The 16,585-nt window shown below is 72.0% G+C and carries 11 protein-coding genes and 2 pseudogenes; 2 read left to right on the forward strand and 11 right to left on the reverse strand.

Translation table 11 applies throughout. The annotated features are described in order from the left end of the window. Positions 1-37: 37 nt before the first annotated feature. The 3 genes and pseudogenes from ACFVQ0_RS36220 to ACFVQ0_RS36230 all read right to left on the reverse strand — a co-directional run. A pseudogene (locus ACFVQ0_RS36220) lies at positions 38-1,329 on the reverse strand (transposase); the annotation flags it as partial. 1,319 nt (positions 1,330-2,648) lie between these two features. Further along, a complete protein-coding gene (locus tag ACFVQ0_RS36225) occupies positions 2,649-3,668 on the reverse strand; it encodes a 3-oxoacyl-ACP synthase III family protein (RefSeq protein WP_390093450.1) in 1,020 nt (339 codons plus the stop codon). After that, positions 3,665-4,429 carry a thioesterase II family protein gene (locus tag ACFVQ0_RS36230; RefSeq protein ID WP_390093451.1) on the reverse strand — a complete coding sequence of 255 codons (765 nt, stop codon included), beginning with the start codon at positions 4,427-4,429 and terminating at the stop codon, positions 3,665-3,667. Before ACFVQ0_RS36230 ends, ACFVQ0_RS36225 begins: the two co-directional genes overlap by 4 nt. A 209-nt stretch (positions 4,430-4,638) precedes the next feature. Between ACFVQ0_RS36230 and ccrA the strand changes: the two genes are divergently transcribed. Both ccrA and ACFVQ0_RS36240 read left to right on the forward strand, forming a co-directional pair. Beyond that, the gene (gene ccrA, locus ACFVQ0_RS36235; RefSeq protein ID WP_390093452.1) at positions 4,639-5,991 is read left to right on the forward strand and encodes a crotonyl-CoA carboxylase/reductase; all 1,353 of its coding nucleotides are present in this window, start codon (positions 4,639-4,641) and stop codon (positions 5,989-5,991) included. Continuing rightward, positions 5,988-7,736, forward strand: a complete 1,749-nt coding sequence (locus tag ACFVQ0_RS36240) for a 3-hydroxyacyl-CoA dehydrogenase family protein (RefSeq protein ID WP_390093453.1) — start codon at positions 5,988-5,990, stop codon at positions 7,734-7,736. Before ccrA ends, ACFVQ0_RS36240 begins: the two co-directional genes overlap by 4 nt. 69 nt (positions 7,737-7,805) lie before the next feature. On the opposite strand, the pseudogene ACFVQ0_RS36245 reads toward ACFVQ0_RS36240, so the two are convergent. The 8 genes and pseudogenes from ACFVQ0_RS36245 to ACFVQ0_RS36280 all read right to left on the reverse strand — a co-directional run. After that, positions 7,806-10,310: pseudogene (locus tag ACFVQ0_RS36245) on the reverse strand (AAA family ATPase); the annotation flags it as partial. After that, positions 10,256-11,086 (reverse strand): 4'-phosphopantetheinyl transferase family protein, encoded by an 831-nt coding sequence (locus ACFVQ0_RS36250; protein WP_390093454.1) that lies wholly within the window; start codon positions 11,084-11,086, stop codon positions 10,256-10,258. The gene ACFVQ0_RS36250 and the pseudogene ACFVQ0_RS36245, both read right to left, overlap by 55 nt. Continuing rightward, positions 11,083-12,975, reverse strand: coding sequence for a polyketide synthase (locus tag ACFVQ0_RS36255; protein WP_390093455.1), 1,893 nt, complete (start codon positions 12,973-12,975; stop codon positions 11,083-11,085). The genes ACFVQ0_RS36250 and ACFVQ0_RS36255 overlap by 4 nt, the downstream gene beginning before the upstream one ends. Positions 12,976-13,003: 28 nt before the next feature. Further along, positions 13,004-13,831, reverse strand: a complete 828-nt coding sequence (locus ACFVQ0_RS36260) for an acyl carrier protein (RefSeq protein WP_390093456.1) — start codon at positions 13,829-13,831, stop codon at positions 13,004-13,006. A 28-nt stretch (positions 13,832-13,859) separates the two neighbouring features. Beyond that, entirely contained in the window at positions 13,860-14,549 is a 690-nt protein-coding gene (locus ACFVQ0_RS36265; protein ID WP_390093457.1) for a ScbR family autoregulator-binding transcription factor, read from the reverse strand. A 16-nt stretch (positions 14,550-14,565) separates the two neighbouring features. Next, entirely contained in the window at positions 14,566-15,396 is an 831-nt protein-coding gene (locus ACFVQ0_RS36270) for a BTAD domain-containing putative transcriptional regulator (RefSeq protein WP_390093458.1), read from the reverse strand. 268 nt (positions 15,397-15,664) lie between these two features. After that, positions 15,665-16,294: a ScbR family autoregulator-binding transcription factor gene (locus ACFVQ0_RS36275; RefSeq protein ID WP_390093459.1), complete on the reverse strand. Its 630-nt coding sequence runs from the start codon at positions 16,292-16,294 to the stop codon at positions 15,665-15,667. A 76-nt stretch (positions 16,295-16,370) separates the two neighbouring features. Next, a partial coding sequence (locus ACFVQ0_RS36280) for a carboxyl transferase domain-containing protein (protein ID WP_390092877.1) occupies positions 16,371-16,585 on the reverse strand: 215 nt, incomplete at its 5' end.

The raw sequence follows: 16,585 nt of genomic DNA on the forward strand, positions 1-16,585 counted from the left end.
GGCTCCGCCTCAGGTCATCGCGCTTCCCACCAGGGGGTCAGGCCGGATCAGCAGCATCCTTGTCACGCAGAGGCCGTAGCCCGCCGGGCAGGTCGGGAAGCTGGAAGGAGTACCTGCCGAGCATGTTGATGTGGTGACGCAGGAACGGGGAGAGCCGAGCGGCGCCCTCGTCCCGGACGTCGAAGTCGTCGGCACGGAGCTGGGTGAGAACGGCGTCCATGTAGTGGGTGTTGAACAGCACGAGAGCGTTGAGGACCAGGCCGAGTGCGCCGATCTGGTCCTCCATGCCGTCTTGGTAGCGCTGGTAAAGCTGCCCCGCCCGGATGTGGAAGATCTTCCGGGCGAGCGCGTGGCGGCATTCCTGGAGGTTGGCCTGCACCTTGATCTGCCTGCGGTAGCCGGGCTCGTCGGCCAGGCGCAGGATGTGCAGGGTCTTGGCGATCCGCCCGTAGTGCGCGATCGCGTCCCCGAGTGGGGTGGGGCGTCCGTCGCGCGACAGCACCCGGATGACGTCGTAGGCGCGAACGGCCCCGGTGTGGATGGAGCCGATGATCCGCAGGATGTCCTCCCAGTGGCGCTCGATGCGGGCGAGGTCGATCCGGCTGCGGGCGGCGTTCTTGAAGGCGCCGTAGTCGGCGGCGCGGTCGATGCGCCACATCTTCTGGGCGGGCAGGTCTGCGAGCTGGGGGGCGTAGGCGAAGCCGGCCAGGGTGAGCAGCCCGAACACGATGTCGCTGTACGAGGCGGTGTCGGTGACGATCATCTCCGGGCGCTTGCCGCCGTCGCGGTCGTAGAGGACGTCGAGCACGTACAGCGAGTCTCACGGGGTGCCGGCCACCACTTTCCCGCCGAGCCCGGCAGCCTGGTCGTTGATCATGTTGAGCCAGGTCGCGCCGCCCCGGCGCCCGAAGTACTTCGGGTTCGGCCGCGCGTAGACGCTGGGGACGGGGACGACGAACCGCATCCCGTCCACCGAGGCGACCAGGCCCCCGCCCCACGCCTGCGCCAGCCCTACGGATGCCTGGTGGTCGATGAGGGTGGCATTCGCTGCACGGTAGGTTGCCAGCCGCAGGTACGTCTGGTCGACGTGGGTCAGCCTGCCGTACTTCAGCGCGTCCGCGCCGCCCATCACCGGGGTGTAGCCGATGTTGCAGCCGTGGGCGACCAGCAGCGCGGCGATCGTGACGTGCGGTCCTTCAACCGGGCCTCGCCGCCGGTGACCGAGGTGAACGCCTGGTCGGCGCCGGTCCAGGAGAAGACCTCCAGCCGCACCTCGGGCAGGTCCACCCGTGGCAGCATCGCGTTTACCGCCGCCCGCAGGTCCAGCACGCAGCGCCCGGCACTCGGCTTCTCCGTGCAGCCCTGGCGCATGCCGACATCACAGGCCGAAGCCCAGTTGAACAGCTTGCCGCTGCCTCTCCACGAGGCGGCTTCCAAGCGATTCTGGGCCGCCGGGGTGCCCCGGGTTGCCTGGGGCCTGTGTAGCACACTCGACGCCCTCATTCCGGGAGACTACGTCCTGTCAGTCAAAGCGCAGTCAGGCAACTTCTGGGTGGACACCACTTACCACCTGGAGGCCGTTTGCCGAGAAGTCACGACTCCGATTCGCTGTGATCGTCCTGGTCGAACGTACGGAAGCTCGCTGCCCGTGGACTGCAGGGTGTAGCCGTTTCCCTCGAACTGGTGCGGCACTCTGGGCTTCTGCTCGATCACCTCACCCGTGTCCTGGTCGACTAAGGCCAGTCGTCGGGCCCTCCGAGGTGTCCTCCCTCTGGCCAACCCGGCATGAGTCGACGGCCGCAGACAGAGCGTCAGCTAAGGGGCTATTTTTCGCCCCCTACAGGGCGGTTTTTCGCCCCTTAGCCTCACGTTTTCGCAGGTCAGAGGCACTGTGCCCTTCTGTCAATAAACGCGCGCGCGTCTACCACACCAGCCCCACGTCCTCAACCACCCACACCATGACCCGGTGCCAACGTTCACCTCCTGGCCGTACGAGGCGCGGAAAAGCCAGCAGCAACAAGGAGCTGTGGCACGTCGGCGACCGCGGGTGGGAGGTGGGGGTCGTCTGGCGGAGCAAGCTACGCGCGCGGCGGTGTACTTGCCTGCGGACCTTAGGCGGCAGCAGCGTTGCTGCGTCTCGGGTGGCGCGGACCGTGACGTACAAAAGCATGAAGGCGTGGCCGGGGCCGGTGGAGCCGGGCCGGGCCACCCGCGCGCCGCATACCGCGCGGCGGCTTTCGTCGTGGCGGGCGGTCGGGGGCCGGGGTAGTGAAGGGGGCCGGTGGTCGATTGCCGCAGGGAAGAAAGCAGGGGCTCAAGCCACCGGTGCGGCGCGGTGAGGGTGGGCGGCGGGCGAAGAGCTGACCGCCACGCGGCTGCGCTGATATTGACCTTGGGGAGGTCTTCAGTCGGCGCGGGGTGTACGCGTCTACTGCGGCAGGGTCGGGGGGGCAGGGAGCGCATGGCGATCGAACCAATGACCGACGTCGGGAGTGGGGCACGTTTGCGATTGCCTCGCGCCCGCGCCGACCGGGCCCGCCCGCCGGGGCGCGAAACCGCCCCTCCTCCTTGTCACCGCGATCGAAACCGGTCCTGCCCGCTGAACGCACGACACCTCAACATCCGGAGCTCACCAGCCCCCGAGGCCCTCAACGGCCCCAGCGCAGCAGAGCGGTGCCCAGTGTCATTCCGCCGCCGAATCCCGCCATCAGCACCAGGTCGCCGTCGGACGGCTCGCCCGCGCGCCGGGCCTCGTCCAGGGCCAGCGGTATCGAGGCGGCTCCGGTGTTGCCGTGTCGCTCCACCGGGAGGTGGACACGCGCCGAGGTCAGGCCGAGTCCGGCGGTGACGGTCCGCAGCATCTCGCCGTTGGCCTGGTGGGGTACGAAGTGGTCGACCGCGTCGGCCGTCACGCCGAAGGCGTCGAGGGTGCCCGCGACGGCGCCCGGCAGCTCCCGCTCCACGAAGTCCCGTACGTCCCGGCCCCGCATCCGGAAGAAGTGGTCCCCGCGGGCGACGGTCTTCTCCGACGCGGGCTTCCTGCTGCCGCCCGCGGTGACACCGATCAGCCCGTGCAGATGGCCGTCGGTGCGCATGCCCGTACCCAGGAGCCCCCGGCCCCCGGTCACCGGACCGAGCACCACGGCGCCCGCACCGTCCCCGAACAGGGGTGCGGTTCTGCGGTCTTCGGGGTCGATGATGCGGGAGTAGACCTCGCTGCCGATGACGAGCGCCAGGCGTCGCCGCCCATCGGTCTCGGGCACGGCCAGCAGCCGGGAGCCGGTGTGCAGCGCGGCGACGAAACCGGCACACACCGCGTTCAGGTCGAAGGCCGCCGCCCGGTGTGCGCCGATGCGGTGCTGTACGAACGCGGCCGTGGCCGGTTGCGGGTGGTCGGGGGTCGAGGTCGCGACGACGATCCATGCCAGGTCATCGGGGTGCGCCCCGGCGTCGGCCAGGGCCCGTACCGCGGCCTCGGTCGCGAGATCGGAGGCGGCCTCGTGATCCGCGGCGTAGCGCCGCTCCCGGATGCCGGTCTTGCGCTCGACCCATTCGGCGGTGACCCCGGCACGGGCCGCGACCGTCTCGTTGCTGACGATCCGTTCGGGCAGGTACGAGCCGGTGCCGATGATCCCGATGCCGCTCGGGGCGGGCGAGTACACGGTCATGCCGGCGCCGCCACCGGCGTACGGGCCAGCTGCTCCCGGATCGTGTGGAGCACCGCTTCCTGCTGCCCGACGAGGAAGAAGTGCCCGCCGGGCAGGACCCGCAGGCCGAACCCGGACCGGGTGTGGTTCACCCACGCCCGTACGTCCTCGACACGCGCCTTGGGGTCCTGGTCGCCGGTGAACGCGGTGACGGGACAGTCCAGGGGCGGACCGGGGCGGTAGCGGTAGCCGCGCAGCGCCCTGTAGTCGGCGCGCAGCGCGGGCAGGATCATGCGCAGGGTCTCCTCGTCGTCGAGCAGGGAGCCACCGGTCCCGTTCAGCTTCCGGATCTCCTCGACGACCTCCTCGTCGGTGCCGGGCTGCCACTCGTCACCGCGGTCCAGCGAGGGAGCGCGGCGGCCGGAGACGAACAGATCGGTGGGGCCGCGGCCCGCCGCCTCCATCCGGCGGGCCACCTCGAAACCGATGGCGGCGCCCATGCTGTGCCCGAACAGCGCGTACGGCCGGTCCGCCAATGGCTCCAGCTCCTCGGCGATCCGGTCGGCCATCGTCTCCAGGCCGGTCACGGCCGGCTCGGAGCGGCGGTCCTGCCGGCCGGGGTACTGGACGGCCAGCACCTCCACCTCGGGTGCGAGCTCCCGCGCCACCGGGAAGTAGAAGCTGGCCGAACCACCGGCGTGCGGCAGGCAGACCAGCCGTACGGGTGCGTCCGGAGAGGGACGGTAGTTCCTGAACCAGGGGCTGTCGGGGAGTGCCGTCATGAGTTCTCCTAGCCGATCCGAGAGAAGCCGCGATACAGGCCCAGGATGGCTGCGCGCACCACCCCAGGGCCTCCCCTAACCGGCCCCTACGACCCGGCGTACGCGTTCAGGGGGCGGACAGGGGTGCTCCGCGGCGGCGCCGTGTCCCACGCTGATGAACGGTGGCCGGCTTCGCCCTCCTCGGCTCTCAAGAGAATCAGGGAATTCACGTGGACGAGATCATCAACGCCCTTCTCTCCGAGGACGCGACGCCGCAGGACTTCGCGGGCCTTCGGCTCCCGGAGACCTATCGCGGCACCGTTGTCCGCAAGGAGGACGCCGGCATCTTCGAGGGGATGTCCTCCGTCGACAAGGACCCGCGCAAGTCACTGCATCTGCAGGACGTACCGACCCCCGAACCGGGGCCGGGCGAGGCCCTCGTCGCCGTCATGGCCAGCGCCATCAACTACAACACCGTGTGGTCGTCGATCTTCGAACCGCTGCCGACCTTCGGGTTCCTGGAGCGGTACGCCCGCCGGTTCCCGGCCGCCGCCCGCCACGACCAGCCGTACCACGTCCTCGGTTCCGACCTGGCGGGCGTGGTGCTGCGCACCGGTCCCGGCGTCAACGCCTGGCACCCCGGCGACCGGGTCGTCGCGCACTGCCTCTCGGTGGAGCTGGAGTCCCCCGACGGCCACAACGACACGATGCTCGACCCCGAACAGCGCATCTGGGGCTTCGAGACCAACTTCGGCGGCCTGGCGCAGCTCGCGCTCGTGAAGTCGAACCAGCTGATGCCCAAGCCCGAGCACCTGACCTGGGAAGAGGCCGCGTCCCCGGGACTGGTCAACTCGACCGCGTACCGCCAGCTCGTCTCGCGCAACGGCGCGGGGATGAAGCAGGGCGACAACGTGCTGATCTGGGGCGCGAGCGGCGGACTCGGCTCGTACGCGACCCAGCTGGCGCTGGCCGGCGGGGCCAACCCGGTCTGTGTCGTCTCCAGCGACCAGAAGGCGGAGATCTGCCGGAAGATGGGCGCGGAGGCGATCATCGACCGCAACGCGGAGGGCTACCGGTTCTGGAAGGACGAGCACGACCAGGACCCGCGCGAGTGGAAGCGGTTCGGCAAGCGCATCCGTGAGCTGACCGGCGGCGAGGACGTCGACATCGTCTTCGAGCACCCGGGCCGCGAGACCTTCGGCGCGAGCGTGTACGTGACCCGCAAGGGCGGCACGATCGTCACCTGCGCGTCCACGTCCGGCTTCAAGCACGAGTACGACAACCGCTATCTGTGGATGTCGCTGAAGAAGATCGTGGGCTCGCACTTCGCGAACTACCGCGAGGCGTGGGAGGCCAACCGGCTGATCGCCAAGGGGAAGATCCACCCGACGCTCTCCAAGACGTACCCGCTGGAGGAGACCGGCCAGGCCGCGTACGAGGTCCACCGCAACCTCCACCAGGGCAAGGTCGGCGTCCTGGCACTCGCCCCGCGCGAGGGGCTCGGCGTACGGAACGGGGAACTGCGCGAGAAGCACATCGACGCCATCAATCGTTTCCGGCAAGAGGAGGCGCGGACCTCATGACTGCGCGACAGACCACCACACCCGTCACGGGCATCGTCGGCCTGGGCTCGACGGGCGAGGCACTCCTGCGTCTGCTGCACCGCGCGGGCCACACCGTCGTCGCCGTGGACAGTGACCTCGACGTCCTGGCCCGGACGGCCGGCCGGCTCAAAGCCGCCCTCGCCGCGGAGGACGGCCCGGAGCGCCCCGATGTCACCTTCACCACCGATCACTCGGCGCTGCGCGCGGCCGGCCTGGTCATCGAAGCGGTGCCGGACGAACGGGCCGTCAAGAACGAGGTGCTCGGCAGGATCGTCGCGGTCTGTCCGCCCGGCACCCCCGTGCTGACCACCACGGCGTCGCTGTCCGTCGCGCGGCTGGCCGTCGCCACCGGCCGCCCGGACGACATCGCGGGGCTGCGGTTGTTCACCCCGCCCGTCGCCGGCAGCCCCGTCGAACCGGTACGGACGGCGCTGACCTCCCCGGACACCGCCGCCGCCGTGGACGCGCTGGTGGCATCGGCCGGTCTGAACCCGGTCGCGGTCGGCGCCCGGCCCGCCGCCGACGCCACCGCGCTGATCCTCGGGTTCCTCAACCGGGCCGTCATCCTCTTCGACGAGGGGTACGCCACCCAGCACGACATCGACACCGCCATGCGGCTCGGCTGCGGACTGCCTGCGGGCCCCCTGGAGACGCTCGACCACATCGGCCTCGGGACCGCGCACACCGCGCTGACGGAGCTGTGGCGGCGCACCGGCGACTGTGCCTACGAACCCGCCCCGCTGCTCAGCCGCATGGTCGCGGCCGGACGGCTCGGCCGGACGAGCGGCGACGGGTTCTACACGTACGACGAGACCGGCACCGCGACCGGCTCTGCGGCCGACGGCCCCGGCGACACGGGTGCCTCCACCGTCCGGCGGGTCGGTGTGCTCGGCTCCGGCGCGATGGCGCGCGGGATCGCCGAGGTCACGGCGGGAGCCGGGTACCCCACGGTCCTCGTGGCCCGCACCGCGGAGAAGGCGGGCCTGGCGCTGAAGGCCGTCGACGAGTCCTTCACCCGGGGCATCCGGCGTGGCCGGGTCACCGTGCAGGCCAAGGCCGCCGCCCAGGAACTCCTCACCGGCGCCCATGACATGACCGCGCTGGCCGACTGCGATCTGGTGATCGAGGCGGTGGCAGAGGACACCGACGTCAAGCGCGCGATGTTCGCCGCGCTCGGCGACGTCTGCGCGCCCGGCACCGTGCTGGCCACCACCACATCGAGCCTCTCCGTAGCCGATTGCGCCGATGCGGCCGGCCGGCCCGCCGACGTCGTCGGCATCCACTTCTTCAACCCCGCGCCGGTGATGAAGCTGGTCGAGCTGGCGCATACCGGGACGGTGGACCGGAAGACCCTGGCCACGGCCCGTGCCTTCTGCCGCACCCTCGGCAAGACGACGGTCGCCTGCCCGGACCGCACCGGCTTCATCGTCAACAGCCTGCTGTTCCCCTACCTCGGCGCGGCCCTCGCCCTGCTGGAGCGGCACGACGTGGACATCGCGGAGACGGACCACGCGATCCGGTCCGGATTCGGCTACCCCATGGGGCCGTTCGCACTGCTCGACACCATCGGCCTCGACGTCTCACTCGCCATCCAGAACCGGCTGTACGAGTCCTTCAAGACACCCGAGCACGAACCGGCCGCTGTCCTGGAGGAGTTGGTGACCGCTGGACTGCTCGGCCGCAAGAACGGACGGGGGCTGAGCACCTCGGTCCCACGTCGCTGACCGTTCCCCGGCCCCGGTCCCCGTCCGGCGGGCCGGGGCCGGGGAACGCGCCGCCACGAGCTCCGCCAGCTCCCGGCGGGACTTCACGCACAACTTGCGGTAGATCCGGGTCAGGTGCTGCTCCACCGTGCTGGTGGTGACGTACAGCCGGGCCGCGATGGCCCGATTGGTGCAGCCGTCGGCCGCCAGCACCGCGACCCGCCGCTCGGCGTCGGTCAGCCCGGCGATCGGATCCGCGGCCGCGGCGTCCTCACCGCGCAGGGCCCGCAGAGCGACATCGGCGGGGGTGCTCCAGCCCGCGGCGCCCTGCGGCTCAAGCCGCCAGTCGGCCAGCAGGTCCCGGCAGGCGTGGAAGTCGCCAAGAGCGGCCTCAGGACGCCCCACGGCCAGCTGATAGTGGCCCCTGGCCAGCAGATAGTGCAGCCCGGCCCGGGTACGGAACATCGCCGCGGGCACGGGGACACGCAACCGCGCGGCCGCCTCCTCGTACGCGCCCCGGCGGGTCGCCGACAGCACCGCCGCGGACAGCGGCATCCCGATGGCCACCCCCCAGGCCCCCGGCGACAGCAGCGACAGCGCCCGGCCCGCGTGCTCGGCCGCGAGGTCGTGCTCGCCGGTGCGCCCGTGCACCACGGCCGCCGCGGCGGCGGCCACCGCCCGGCGGGCAGAAGTCGCCCGCGTCCGGTCCCCGCCGGCGAGCAGCGCACGCCACCGGGCGACCCGTCCGGTCTCCCCCGTCTGCAGCAGCGCCGACAGGACGGCGGCGACGGACGCAGGGGGCGCGTGGTCGTAGACGATCGACTCCAGCACCCGCTCGGCGGCCTCGTCCCGCTGCTCCGCCGCGCCTTCGGCCGGCTCCCGGCCGGTCTCCGCCGCGTCGTGCGGGAACGACCCGGTGCCCGCACCCGGATAGACGTACGCCAGCGCCGCGGCCGGCTCGCCCGGCCCCGCGGGGCCGGGCGGTTGCGCCAGCACCCGCGCGGCCCCGTCCGGACGCCCGTGCCAGAGCAGCAGCCCCACCGCGCCCTCCGTGTCCGTGGCGGCCCCGGTGCCGAGGCTCCGTTCGAGGTCGGGCAGGTGCCGGATCACGGCTGCCGGATCGGTCTCCCACTCGGCGCGGGCCAGCATCGTCAGCAGCCCGGCCTCCTCGTGGCCGCCGGCCCGGCGGGCGGCACGCAGGAAGTCCGCGGCCTGCCGCGCCCCGCCGCAGCTCATCGTGTGCCGGGCTGCCTCCGCGAGCACTTCGGCGGCCCATCCCGGACCGGGCCGGCCGCCGGCCGTATCGGCGGCGACCAGGTGGCGGGCGACCGTGGCCGGTTCGGCGCCGTTCTCGTACAGCATCCGGCCTGCCGCGGTGTGCAGCCGGTGCGACTCCTCGGCGGACAGCTCCTCCAACACGGCCGCCCGTACGCCCTCGTGGCGCAGCCGTCCGCCGTCGAGCAGCCCGATCGCGTCGAGCTCGTCCAGGCAGGGGCCGACAGCGCGTTCGGGGGTCTCCAGCAGCCGGGCGAGCAGGGTGAGCGTCGCGGCTTCGGCGAGCACGGCCAGGCCCCGCGCGGCCGACACCGTGGGAGCACCGGCTCCCCGCAGACAGCCGGTGACGCCGCGCCGGAACGCCGTGCCCGCCACCGGACGGGAGGGGCGCACCGGTTCGCAGTCCCGGTGGTCGTCGAGCAGCCCGCGCAGCAGCCGCAGGTTCCCGCCGGTGAAGCGGTGCCAGTCGGGGGCGAGCCGGCGTGCCGCCGGCAGGTCCATCGCGCCGCCGGAGGGCGCGGCCAGGAAATCGGCGACCCCCTCCCTGTCCAACGTCGTGAGCGGTACGGCGGTGCAGCGGGGGTGTCTCAGCAGTTCGGCCAACGGCAGCGGCAGCGGGGGCCGGGAGCAGGGCTGCGGGCCCCCGCTCATCACCAGCAGGATCCGGCTCGTCGCGAGCCGTCCGCACACGTACAACAGGCATCGGGCGGAGGCCTCGTCCACGTGGTGCACGTCGTCGACGAGGATCACCACGGGGGTCTCGGCGGCGATTTCGCGCAGGGCCTCGTGGAGCACGGCCGGGTCGTCACCGCGCTCCCCGCGCTCGGCGGCGCCTTCGAACGGGTGCCGCGGTGCGGCCAGGAGGTGGCGTTCGGCGTCCGGTCCGGCGCCGCTGAGCAACTGGCCCACGATCCCCGCAGGCAGATCTGTCTCGGCCGGGGACGCGGACGCGTTCAGCACCAGCGCGCCGGTGCGCCCGGCCTCCTGCGCGAATGCGCGCAGCAGGTCGCTCTTGCCGGTGCCTGGGCTGCCGGTGACGAGCGCCGCGCGGCCGTCGCCCCGCCGGGCAGCCTCGAAGAGCTCCCCGAGCAGGCCGAGTTGTGCGCCCTGCCGCGCCAGCCGCACCGGCCACCCCCATGTCGTCGGGCCGCCCTGATGGCCGCCGTCCTCTCCTTGGCAGTCTGCACAGGAACATGGAAGCCTCGCTGGTACCTGACCGGAGCCCCGCTCGAACCGCTGGTACGGGCCCCGGCCGGGGCCCGTCGTCAGACCGCCACCGGGTCCGGCAGCGCCAGCAGCCGGGGCGCGCTCCGGTCCCACGGGAACCCGTGGTGCAGCTGGAAGTCGGACGGCACATCGGTATCGGCCGCCACGGCGACGGCCGCCAGCACATCGGGCACCGGCTCCAGCTCGATGAACCGCCACGGCAGCGCGGTCTCGGTCTCGGGCGGCCGGAAGCCCCGTACGCCCCGGTCCTCGGCCAGGGTGAACGCGAAGCTGTCGAAGGGCAGCCCGAGCCCGAGGCCGCGCGCCTTGGAGTACGCCTCCTTCAGCGTCCACAGCCGCAGCACCCGGCGGTTGCGGGGGCGGCCCGGCGCGGCCTGGGCCACCCATGCCTGTTCCTCGTCCGCGAAGGTCTCCACGATCGCGCTGAATCCCTGGTCGCCGCGGTCGAGGCGCTCCACGTCCACCCCGATCCGATGGCGCCGGACGACGCCGAGGAAGTTGTGGCCGGTGGTGTGGGACAGGTTGAAGTCCAGCTCCCGGCCGCCGCGCGGCAGCCCTTCGACGGGCTTCTGCAGGAACGGCCGCCCGCGCGACGACCGCCAGATCACGGCCTCCGCCTCCGGCACCCCGCCCTCCAGCGCCAGTACCCGCCGTACGAGGGTGTGGGCGACGAGGTACTGACGCCGGTCGCGCTCGAAGAGGAACCGGCTCGCGATCTCCTGCTCGTGCTCGTCCAGCCAGTGGGTGGCCAGGGTGGTGGCGACCCCGGGAGTGAGTTCGTCGTTGGGGCAGAACCACAGTTTGACGGGTTCGGGCCGGCCGGGCTCGGTCCCGGTGACGGAGTGCCCCGGCGCGGCGAGGCCGTTCATCCGTCCCTCCCCGTCTCCTCCGCGGCCACCTGGAGTCCGATCCACAGGGGACGCCGCAGGAAGGCCGAAGGGGGCAGCGGCACCAGGGCGCCGCCGGGTCCTGGCCGGGATTCCAGGGCGGCCCAGTCGACGTCGAGCCCGGACAGCCACAGGCGCGTCAGCTGCTCGATACGGCCGCCGCGCCACAGGGCGCCGAGGAAGTCGCGGGTCTCCGGCGCGTCGCCCAGGCCCAGCGCATCGGATCCGCCCGTGCGCAGATCCACGTACCGCACGCCGCTTTCGGGGACGCCGCCCTGGGGCGTACGGCTGTTGTGCACGTCGTCGCCGGCTTCCCCGGCCTCCGCGTTCCGGGCCACGAACCCCCTGAGCGAGCCCACCAGTTGGGGGATGTCCCGGGCGAGGAGCGCGATCCGGCAGGGTTGTGCCGCGCGGCCGGCCCGCAGGGCGCGGGCCACATCCGCGAGTGCCACCCGTTCGTCACCGGTGCTGGTGTTCCCGGTCCCGCCGTTGTCCGAGGCGAGCCAGTCCGCGAGCCGGGCGGCGTTGGCGGCGAGATGGCCGGGGGTGGGGGCGGACAGCAGGATCAGCTCTTCGCGTTCGACGGTGTCGTCCCACGCGTCGTCGTGGCCGGACCGCGGCTGCCGACCCGGTACGAACTCCTCCAGGACGGCACGGGCGTCGAACGGGCCGCCCGCACCGGTGACCTCGACGACGGCCGTCCGGGGAAGCTCCTGGCCGGACGCGTCGCGGGGCCGCGGCCAGGAGGTGGCCGTGTCCCCGGCACGTACGGGCGCGAGCGTGCCGTGCCGCAGCTGGAGCACAGCAGCGGTCAGCGCCGCGAGACCGGTGACGGCCCCGGCGTGGCCCACCCGGCAGGCAGTGGTCCCCCGGGTCTCGCGCAGGCCCGGCGTGCCGGTCAGGGCGCCGGTCCGGGCGACGGCGCCCGTCGAGGTGGAATGCACGACGGCGTGCACATGGTCACCGTCGGAGAGGGCGCGGGCGAGCGGCTTGAGCACCACCGCGCCGACCCCCTCCCCCGCGCCCTGCCGGCCGCGCGAGGGATGCAGCAGCAACTCGACCCCGCCGGCCACGGCTGCCGCGCACTCCCCGCGCCGAAGCGCACCGACGGCGAGGTGCACCGCGACGAGCGCGGAGGACTCGGCGGTGTCGACGGCCTGCGCCGGTCCGCTCAGCCCGAGCAGACCGGACAGCCGGCCCGCCATACTCCAGTGGCCGCTCTCCGGCATCTCCCGACCACCACGCGCCCAGGCCTCTGCCGCCACCAACGCGTAGTCGGCGGCGCTGACCCCGACGAACACCCCGACGCCGCGCGGCGCCCCGCCGGGACCGGTCAGGGAGTCGAGCCGGGTGCCGGTGCAGCCGGCGTCCTCCAGCGCCTCCCAGACGGTTTCGAGGAAGAGCCGCTCCTGGGGGTCGATCAGGCTCGCCCGCCGGGCGGTCAGCCCGAAGAACTCCGCGTCGAAGTCGGCGACCCCGTCGAGGAAGTGTCCGCGCTGCCCGGCACCGAGGGGCGACCCGCCGGGACGGGTGAGCGGCGCGGCCGACGAGGTGTCCCGCCCTTCGCGCACGTTCTGCCAGTAGAAACGCAGATCGGGGGCGAGCGGGTACCGGCCGGAGATCCCGACGACGGCGAACCGGTCGTCGATGTCCGGGAGATCGGCGCTGTGCAGAACCCGCGAGGGGGCCGGGTCCGCAGCCGGTGACTGGGCCGGTGACGGGGCCGGCGGCAGGGCCGTTGACGCTGCCGGTGACGGAACCGGCCGGGGGCCGGGTGGGGGCGCTGCCTTCAGTTCGGAGAGCAGCTGTACGGCGTGCCCGCGCTCCAGGGTTCCGGCTTTGAACCGGATGAGTATTTCTCGTTCGTCCATGGTCTTCCGCCTGTTCGAGCCCGCCTGCTCAAGCCCGCCCGGGCAGCAGCGTGAGCGCCTCGTCGATGGTGAGCCGGTCGTCCCGTACCGCGTCGAGCAGCGCCTGCACCCCCAGCGGCTCCGGAGCCGGAGCGGCCGGGGCGCTGGTGACGGAGGCGATGTGCGAGGCGACGGACGCAAGATCGGGGTGGTCGTAGAGCGTGACCGCCCGCTCGCTCATGCCGTACGTACGGTTGATGACCGCCACGAACTGCGCGCCGATGATGGAGTCCACCCCGAGCAGCCCGAAGGCGGCGGTGGGGTCGATGTCCCAGGGGTCGCAGCACAGGAGGCGGGCGAGCTCCTCCCGCAGGAGGTCGAGGATCTCCCGCGCCCCGGGGTCGGAGGACGCCGTCGTCGGAACGGGCCCGCCCGGCATGGGTCCGGGCCCTGACCCGGCAACGGACGCGGGCGCCGGTACGGGTGCCGGTACCGGTGCCGGTACGGGTGCCGGCAACGGCATGACCCGGAACCCGGGCCCGAACGACGGCTCGTCCGCGTCCTGGGAGGCCCGTACCCCCAGCTCACGCGCCATGTGCCGGGCGAAGTCCAGCGGGGTCGGATGGTCGAGCAGCGCGGAGGCCTTCACGGCCGTGCCGTACCGGGCGTTCACCGTGGCGACGAACTCCACGGTCAGCAGCGAGTCGACGCCCAGCGACCGGAAGGTCTGCTCGGGATCGATCTTCTCCGGCTTCAGCCGCAGTGCGTCGGCGAGCGCCGTGACGAGATCGGTCACCATGTCGCGGGAGGTCTGACCTTCATGGGACATGGCCTGGGGCTTGGCCTGGGACATCGAGTGGGGCATGGGATGGGGCATCGGAGGGGCTCCAAAAAGTCTGTCCCGGCTAGCCGGCGAGGAAAGTATTCGAAGGTGCGTCCGAACAGAGGTACTCGCCGCCCGTGCTGAACCGCGCGGCAGGAACCGGCGGCCGGGTGCGGTAGTTCGCGACGTCGTCCGGCGGTACCAGAGCCGACAGCAGCGGCTCCCACAGCGCGGCGACCCGGTCGCTGAGCTGCTGGTACGGCATACCGGTGCCTGCCAGTACCCCGATGCCGCACACCGTCGCGGCCAGCAGCGTCGCGGGCCCGCTGCCCGTCGCACGGGCCCGCAGCTCCCCCGCCTCACGGGCCTGGCCGAGGAGGCGCAGCACCTCGGTGATCCAGTCCTGATGGAAGTCGGTGACGGGTGGCTGCCGCCCGGCGCACTCATTGGTGATCCGGAAGCTGGCCCGGATGACCGGGTCGTCGTGGAGCGTCCTGGCCAGCCAGTGCGTCATGTCGATGAGCATCTGCACCGGCGGTACGCCCGCCTCCCAGTGCTCCCTGACGAAGCCCTGCAACATGGCGCGCCCGTGCTCCTGCACCGCGTCGGCAAGCCCGTCCTTGGAGGAGAAGTGGAAGTACAGCGCCCCCTTCGTCATCCCCGCGGCCCCGGCTATCTGCCCCAGCGTCGCGTTGGCATAGCCGTTCCGGTTGAACATCTCGGCGCCCGCGTGGACCAGCTTCTGGCGGGTCCGCTGCGATCTGGCCTGCATCACGGCCACCTTCTCCTCAGCCGACCCGGCTGAGACGCTCGCTGCCGGCAGCGACCGCATCGAGGGTGGGCTCCGGACCTGACATCAGGATCGAACGCTGCAGCCGCCGCAGCCCGGCGGACGGCTCGAACCCCAACTCCCGTACCAGAACGGAGCGCAGCCGCTGATAGGCGTCGAGCGCCTCGCTGCGGCGCCCGGAGCGGTGCAGCGCCAGCATGAACTGGCCGTGCAGATTCTCGTGGGTGCGATAGCGGCTGACCAGCACGGTCAGCTCCCCCAGCAGCTCGCGGTGGCGGCCCAGCCTGAGATCGGCCTCGATGCGCTGGTCGAGCGCACAGAGCTGGGTCTCCTCCAGCCGCCGGATCTCCATCTCCAGCTGCGTCCCGGCCTGGACGTCGGCCAGCGCGGAGCCGGTCCACAGCGCGAGCGCCTCGCCCAACTGCCGTGCGGCGCCCGGGAAGTCGCCCGCGTCCATCGCCCGGTACCCCAGGCCCGCCATCCGCTCGAACTCGCGCACATCGCTGGCGCCACCGCCGGTGTTGAGCAGGTAGCCCCCCGGCGTGGTGACGAGCACGTCCTTGGCGGAGCGCGGCGGGGCCCCTTCCGGGTCCTGTCGAAGAGCGGTCGCGATCAGGTCCCGCAGCTGGAGTACGTAGGTCTGCAGCGTGGTACGCGCGCTGCGTGGCGGGCGGTCGCTCCACAGTTCCTCGATCAGAGTGGCCACGGGCACGACCTGGTCGGCGTGCAGCGCCAGCAGGGCCAGCACCTGACGCGGCTTCGGTGCCGTCGGCGTCACCGAGAGCCCGTTCTCGCGGACGGCCAACGCGCCCAATACATCGATATCCACGCCGTTTCCCCTATTCGTGCATGAATCGTGAGCCACTCGGAAGTACCTTGAGTAAAAAACAGGACACACGGTTTGTCAATATCAAACCGTCTACGCTGTTTTATTTGGCCTCGGCCGAGCCCATCAGCAGTCGCTGACCTGGAGGTTCACAGATCGCGCAAAAAAGAGAACCCTCCGCACCCAGGGGTACGGAGGGGAGGTCCGGCAGGTCTCCTGCCTGTCGGACCCTCAAAACAGCATGATCAGTACGTTGGTTGCCCGGCCGGCGTCACGGTGTGCCGGCGGCGGCCTCCCTGGGGCGGACTGACCTGCAAGGACTCTGCCGACTCGCCAGCCTCGGCAGCATCAGATCCCAGAATCCGGTGATCGTCTCCGCGGACAGCCACTCCTTGTCCTCGCCGCCGAGCACCTCAAGGCCCACGGTCACTGCCACGATGGCGGACGAGGCGTCGGCCGGTGACACCCCTTCGGCCAGTCCGCCTTCCGCGTCGGCCCGCCGCAGCATGTCCTCGATCCACCGCTGCCACCCCAGCCGGAGCCGGGGCTCCTCCCTCCAGGCCAGGTCCCCGCCCAGCTCGAAACCGGCCTGGATCACGATGTCCTCGGCCAGCCTGCTCATCAACTCGTGCGTGGTGTCCACGAGTACCTGCAGGGCGCCGTCTCCCCCGTTCGCCGCCTCTTCGGTGATCCGGCGCACGGTCTCCGCCGCCTCGTCCTCGACGGCCTGGGCGAGCATCTTCTTGTTCTCGAAGTGGAAGTGCAGCGCACCGTTGCTCACCCCGGCCCGGCGGCTGATCGCGGCGAGCGAAGCAGGGGCGAAGCCCTCCTGCGTGAACACCTCGGCGGCGGCGTGGATCAACGACTGACGTGTGCGCGCCGCGCGGTCCTGCTTGACCATCAAATGTCTCCTGATTACAGGGCTCAGCGGCTTGGCCCCCAAGGGAGCGGACCCACCGCGCCCCGCCGTTCTCGATCTACTGCGGGGGGTTGCCGTGTTTACGGGACGGCAGGTCTGCGTGCTTGGTGCGGAGCATGGCCAGTGAGGCGATCAGGACCTCGCGGGTCTCTGCGGGGTCGATGACGTCGTCGACCAAGCCGCGCTCGGCGGCGTAGTAGGGGTGCATGAGTTCGGCCTTGTACTCCTTGACCATGCGGGTCCGCATGGCCTCGGGGTCCTCGGCGTCGGCGA

The sequence above is a fragment of the Streptomyces sp. NPDC057900 genome (genome assembly GCF_042887885.1).
In the GTDB taxonomy this organism is placed as follows: Bacteria; Actinomycetota; Actinomycetes; order Streptomycetales; family Streptomycetaceae; genus Streptomyces.

Excerpts from the sequence above, each read along its gene's own strand:
- ACFVQ0_RS36240 (WP_390093453.1), top strand. The coding sequence starts at position 5,988 with ATGACTGCGCGACAGACCACCACACCCGTCACGGGCATCGTCGGCCTG.
- ACFVQ0_RS36250 (WP_390093454.1), bottom strand. The coding sequence starts at position 11,086 with ATGAACGGCCTCGCCGCGCCGGGGCACTCCGTCACCGGGACCGAGCCC.
- ACFVQ0_RS36265 (WP_390093457.1), bottom strand. The coding sequence starts at position 14,549 with ATGCAGGCCAGATCGCAGCGGACCCGCCAGAAGCTGGTCCACGCGGGC.
- ACFVQ0_RS36260 (WP_390093456.1), bottom strand. The coding sequence starts at position 13,831 with ATGCCCCATCCCATGCCCCACTCGATGTCCCAGGCCAAGCCCCAGGCC.
- ACFVQ0_RS36255 (WP_390093455.1), bottom strand. The coding sequence starts at position 12,975 with ATGGACGAACGAGAAATACTCATCCGGTTCAAAGCCGGAACCCTGGAG.
- ACFVQ0_RS36275 (WP_390093459.1), bottom strand. The coding sequence starts at position 16,294 with ATGGTCAAGCAGGACCGCGCGGCGCGCACACGTCAGTCGTTGATCCAC.
- ACFVQ0_RS36230 (WP_390093451.1), bottom strand. The coding sequence starts at position 4,429 with ATGACGGCACTCCCCGACAGCCCCTGGTTCAGGAACTACCGTCCCTCT.
- ACFVQ0_RS36225 (WP_390093450.1), bottom strand. The coding sequence starts at position 3,668 with ATGACCGTGTACTCGCCCGCCCCGAGCGGCATCGGGATCATCGGCACC.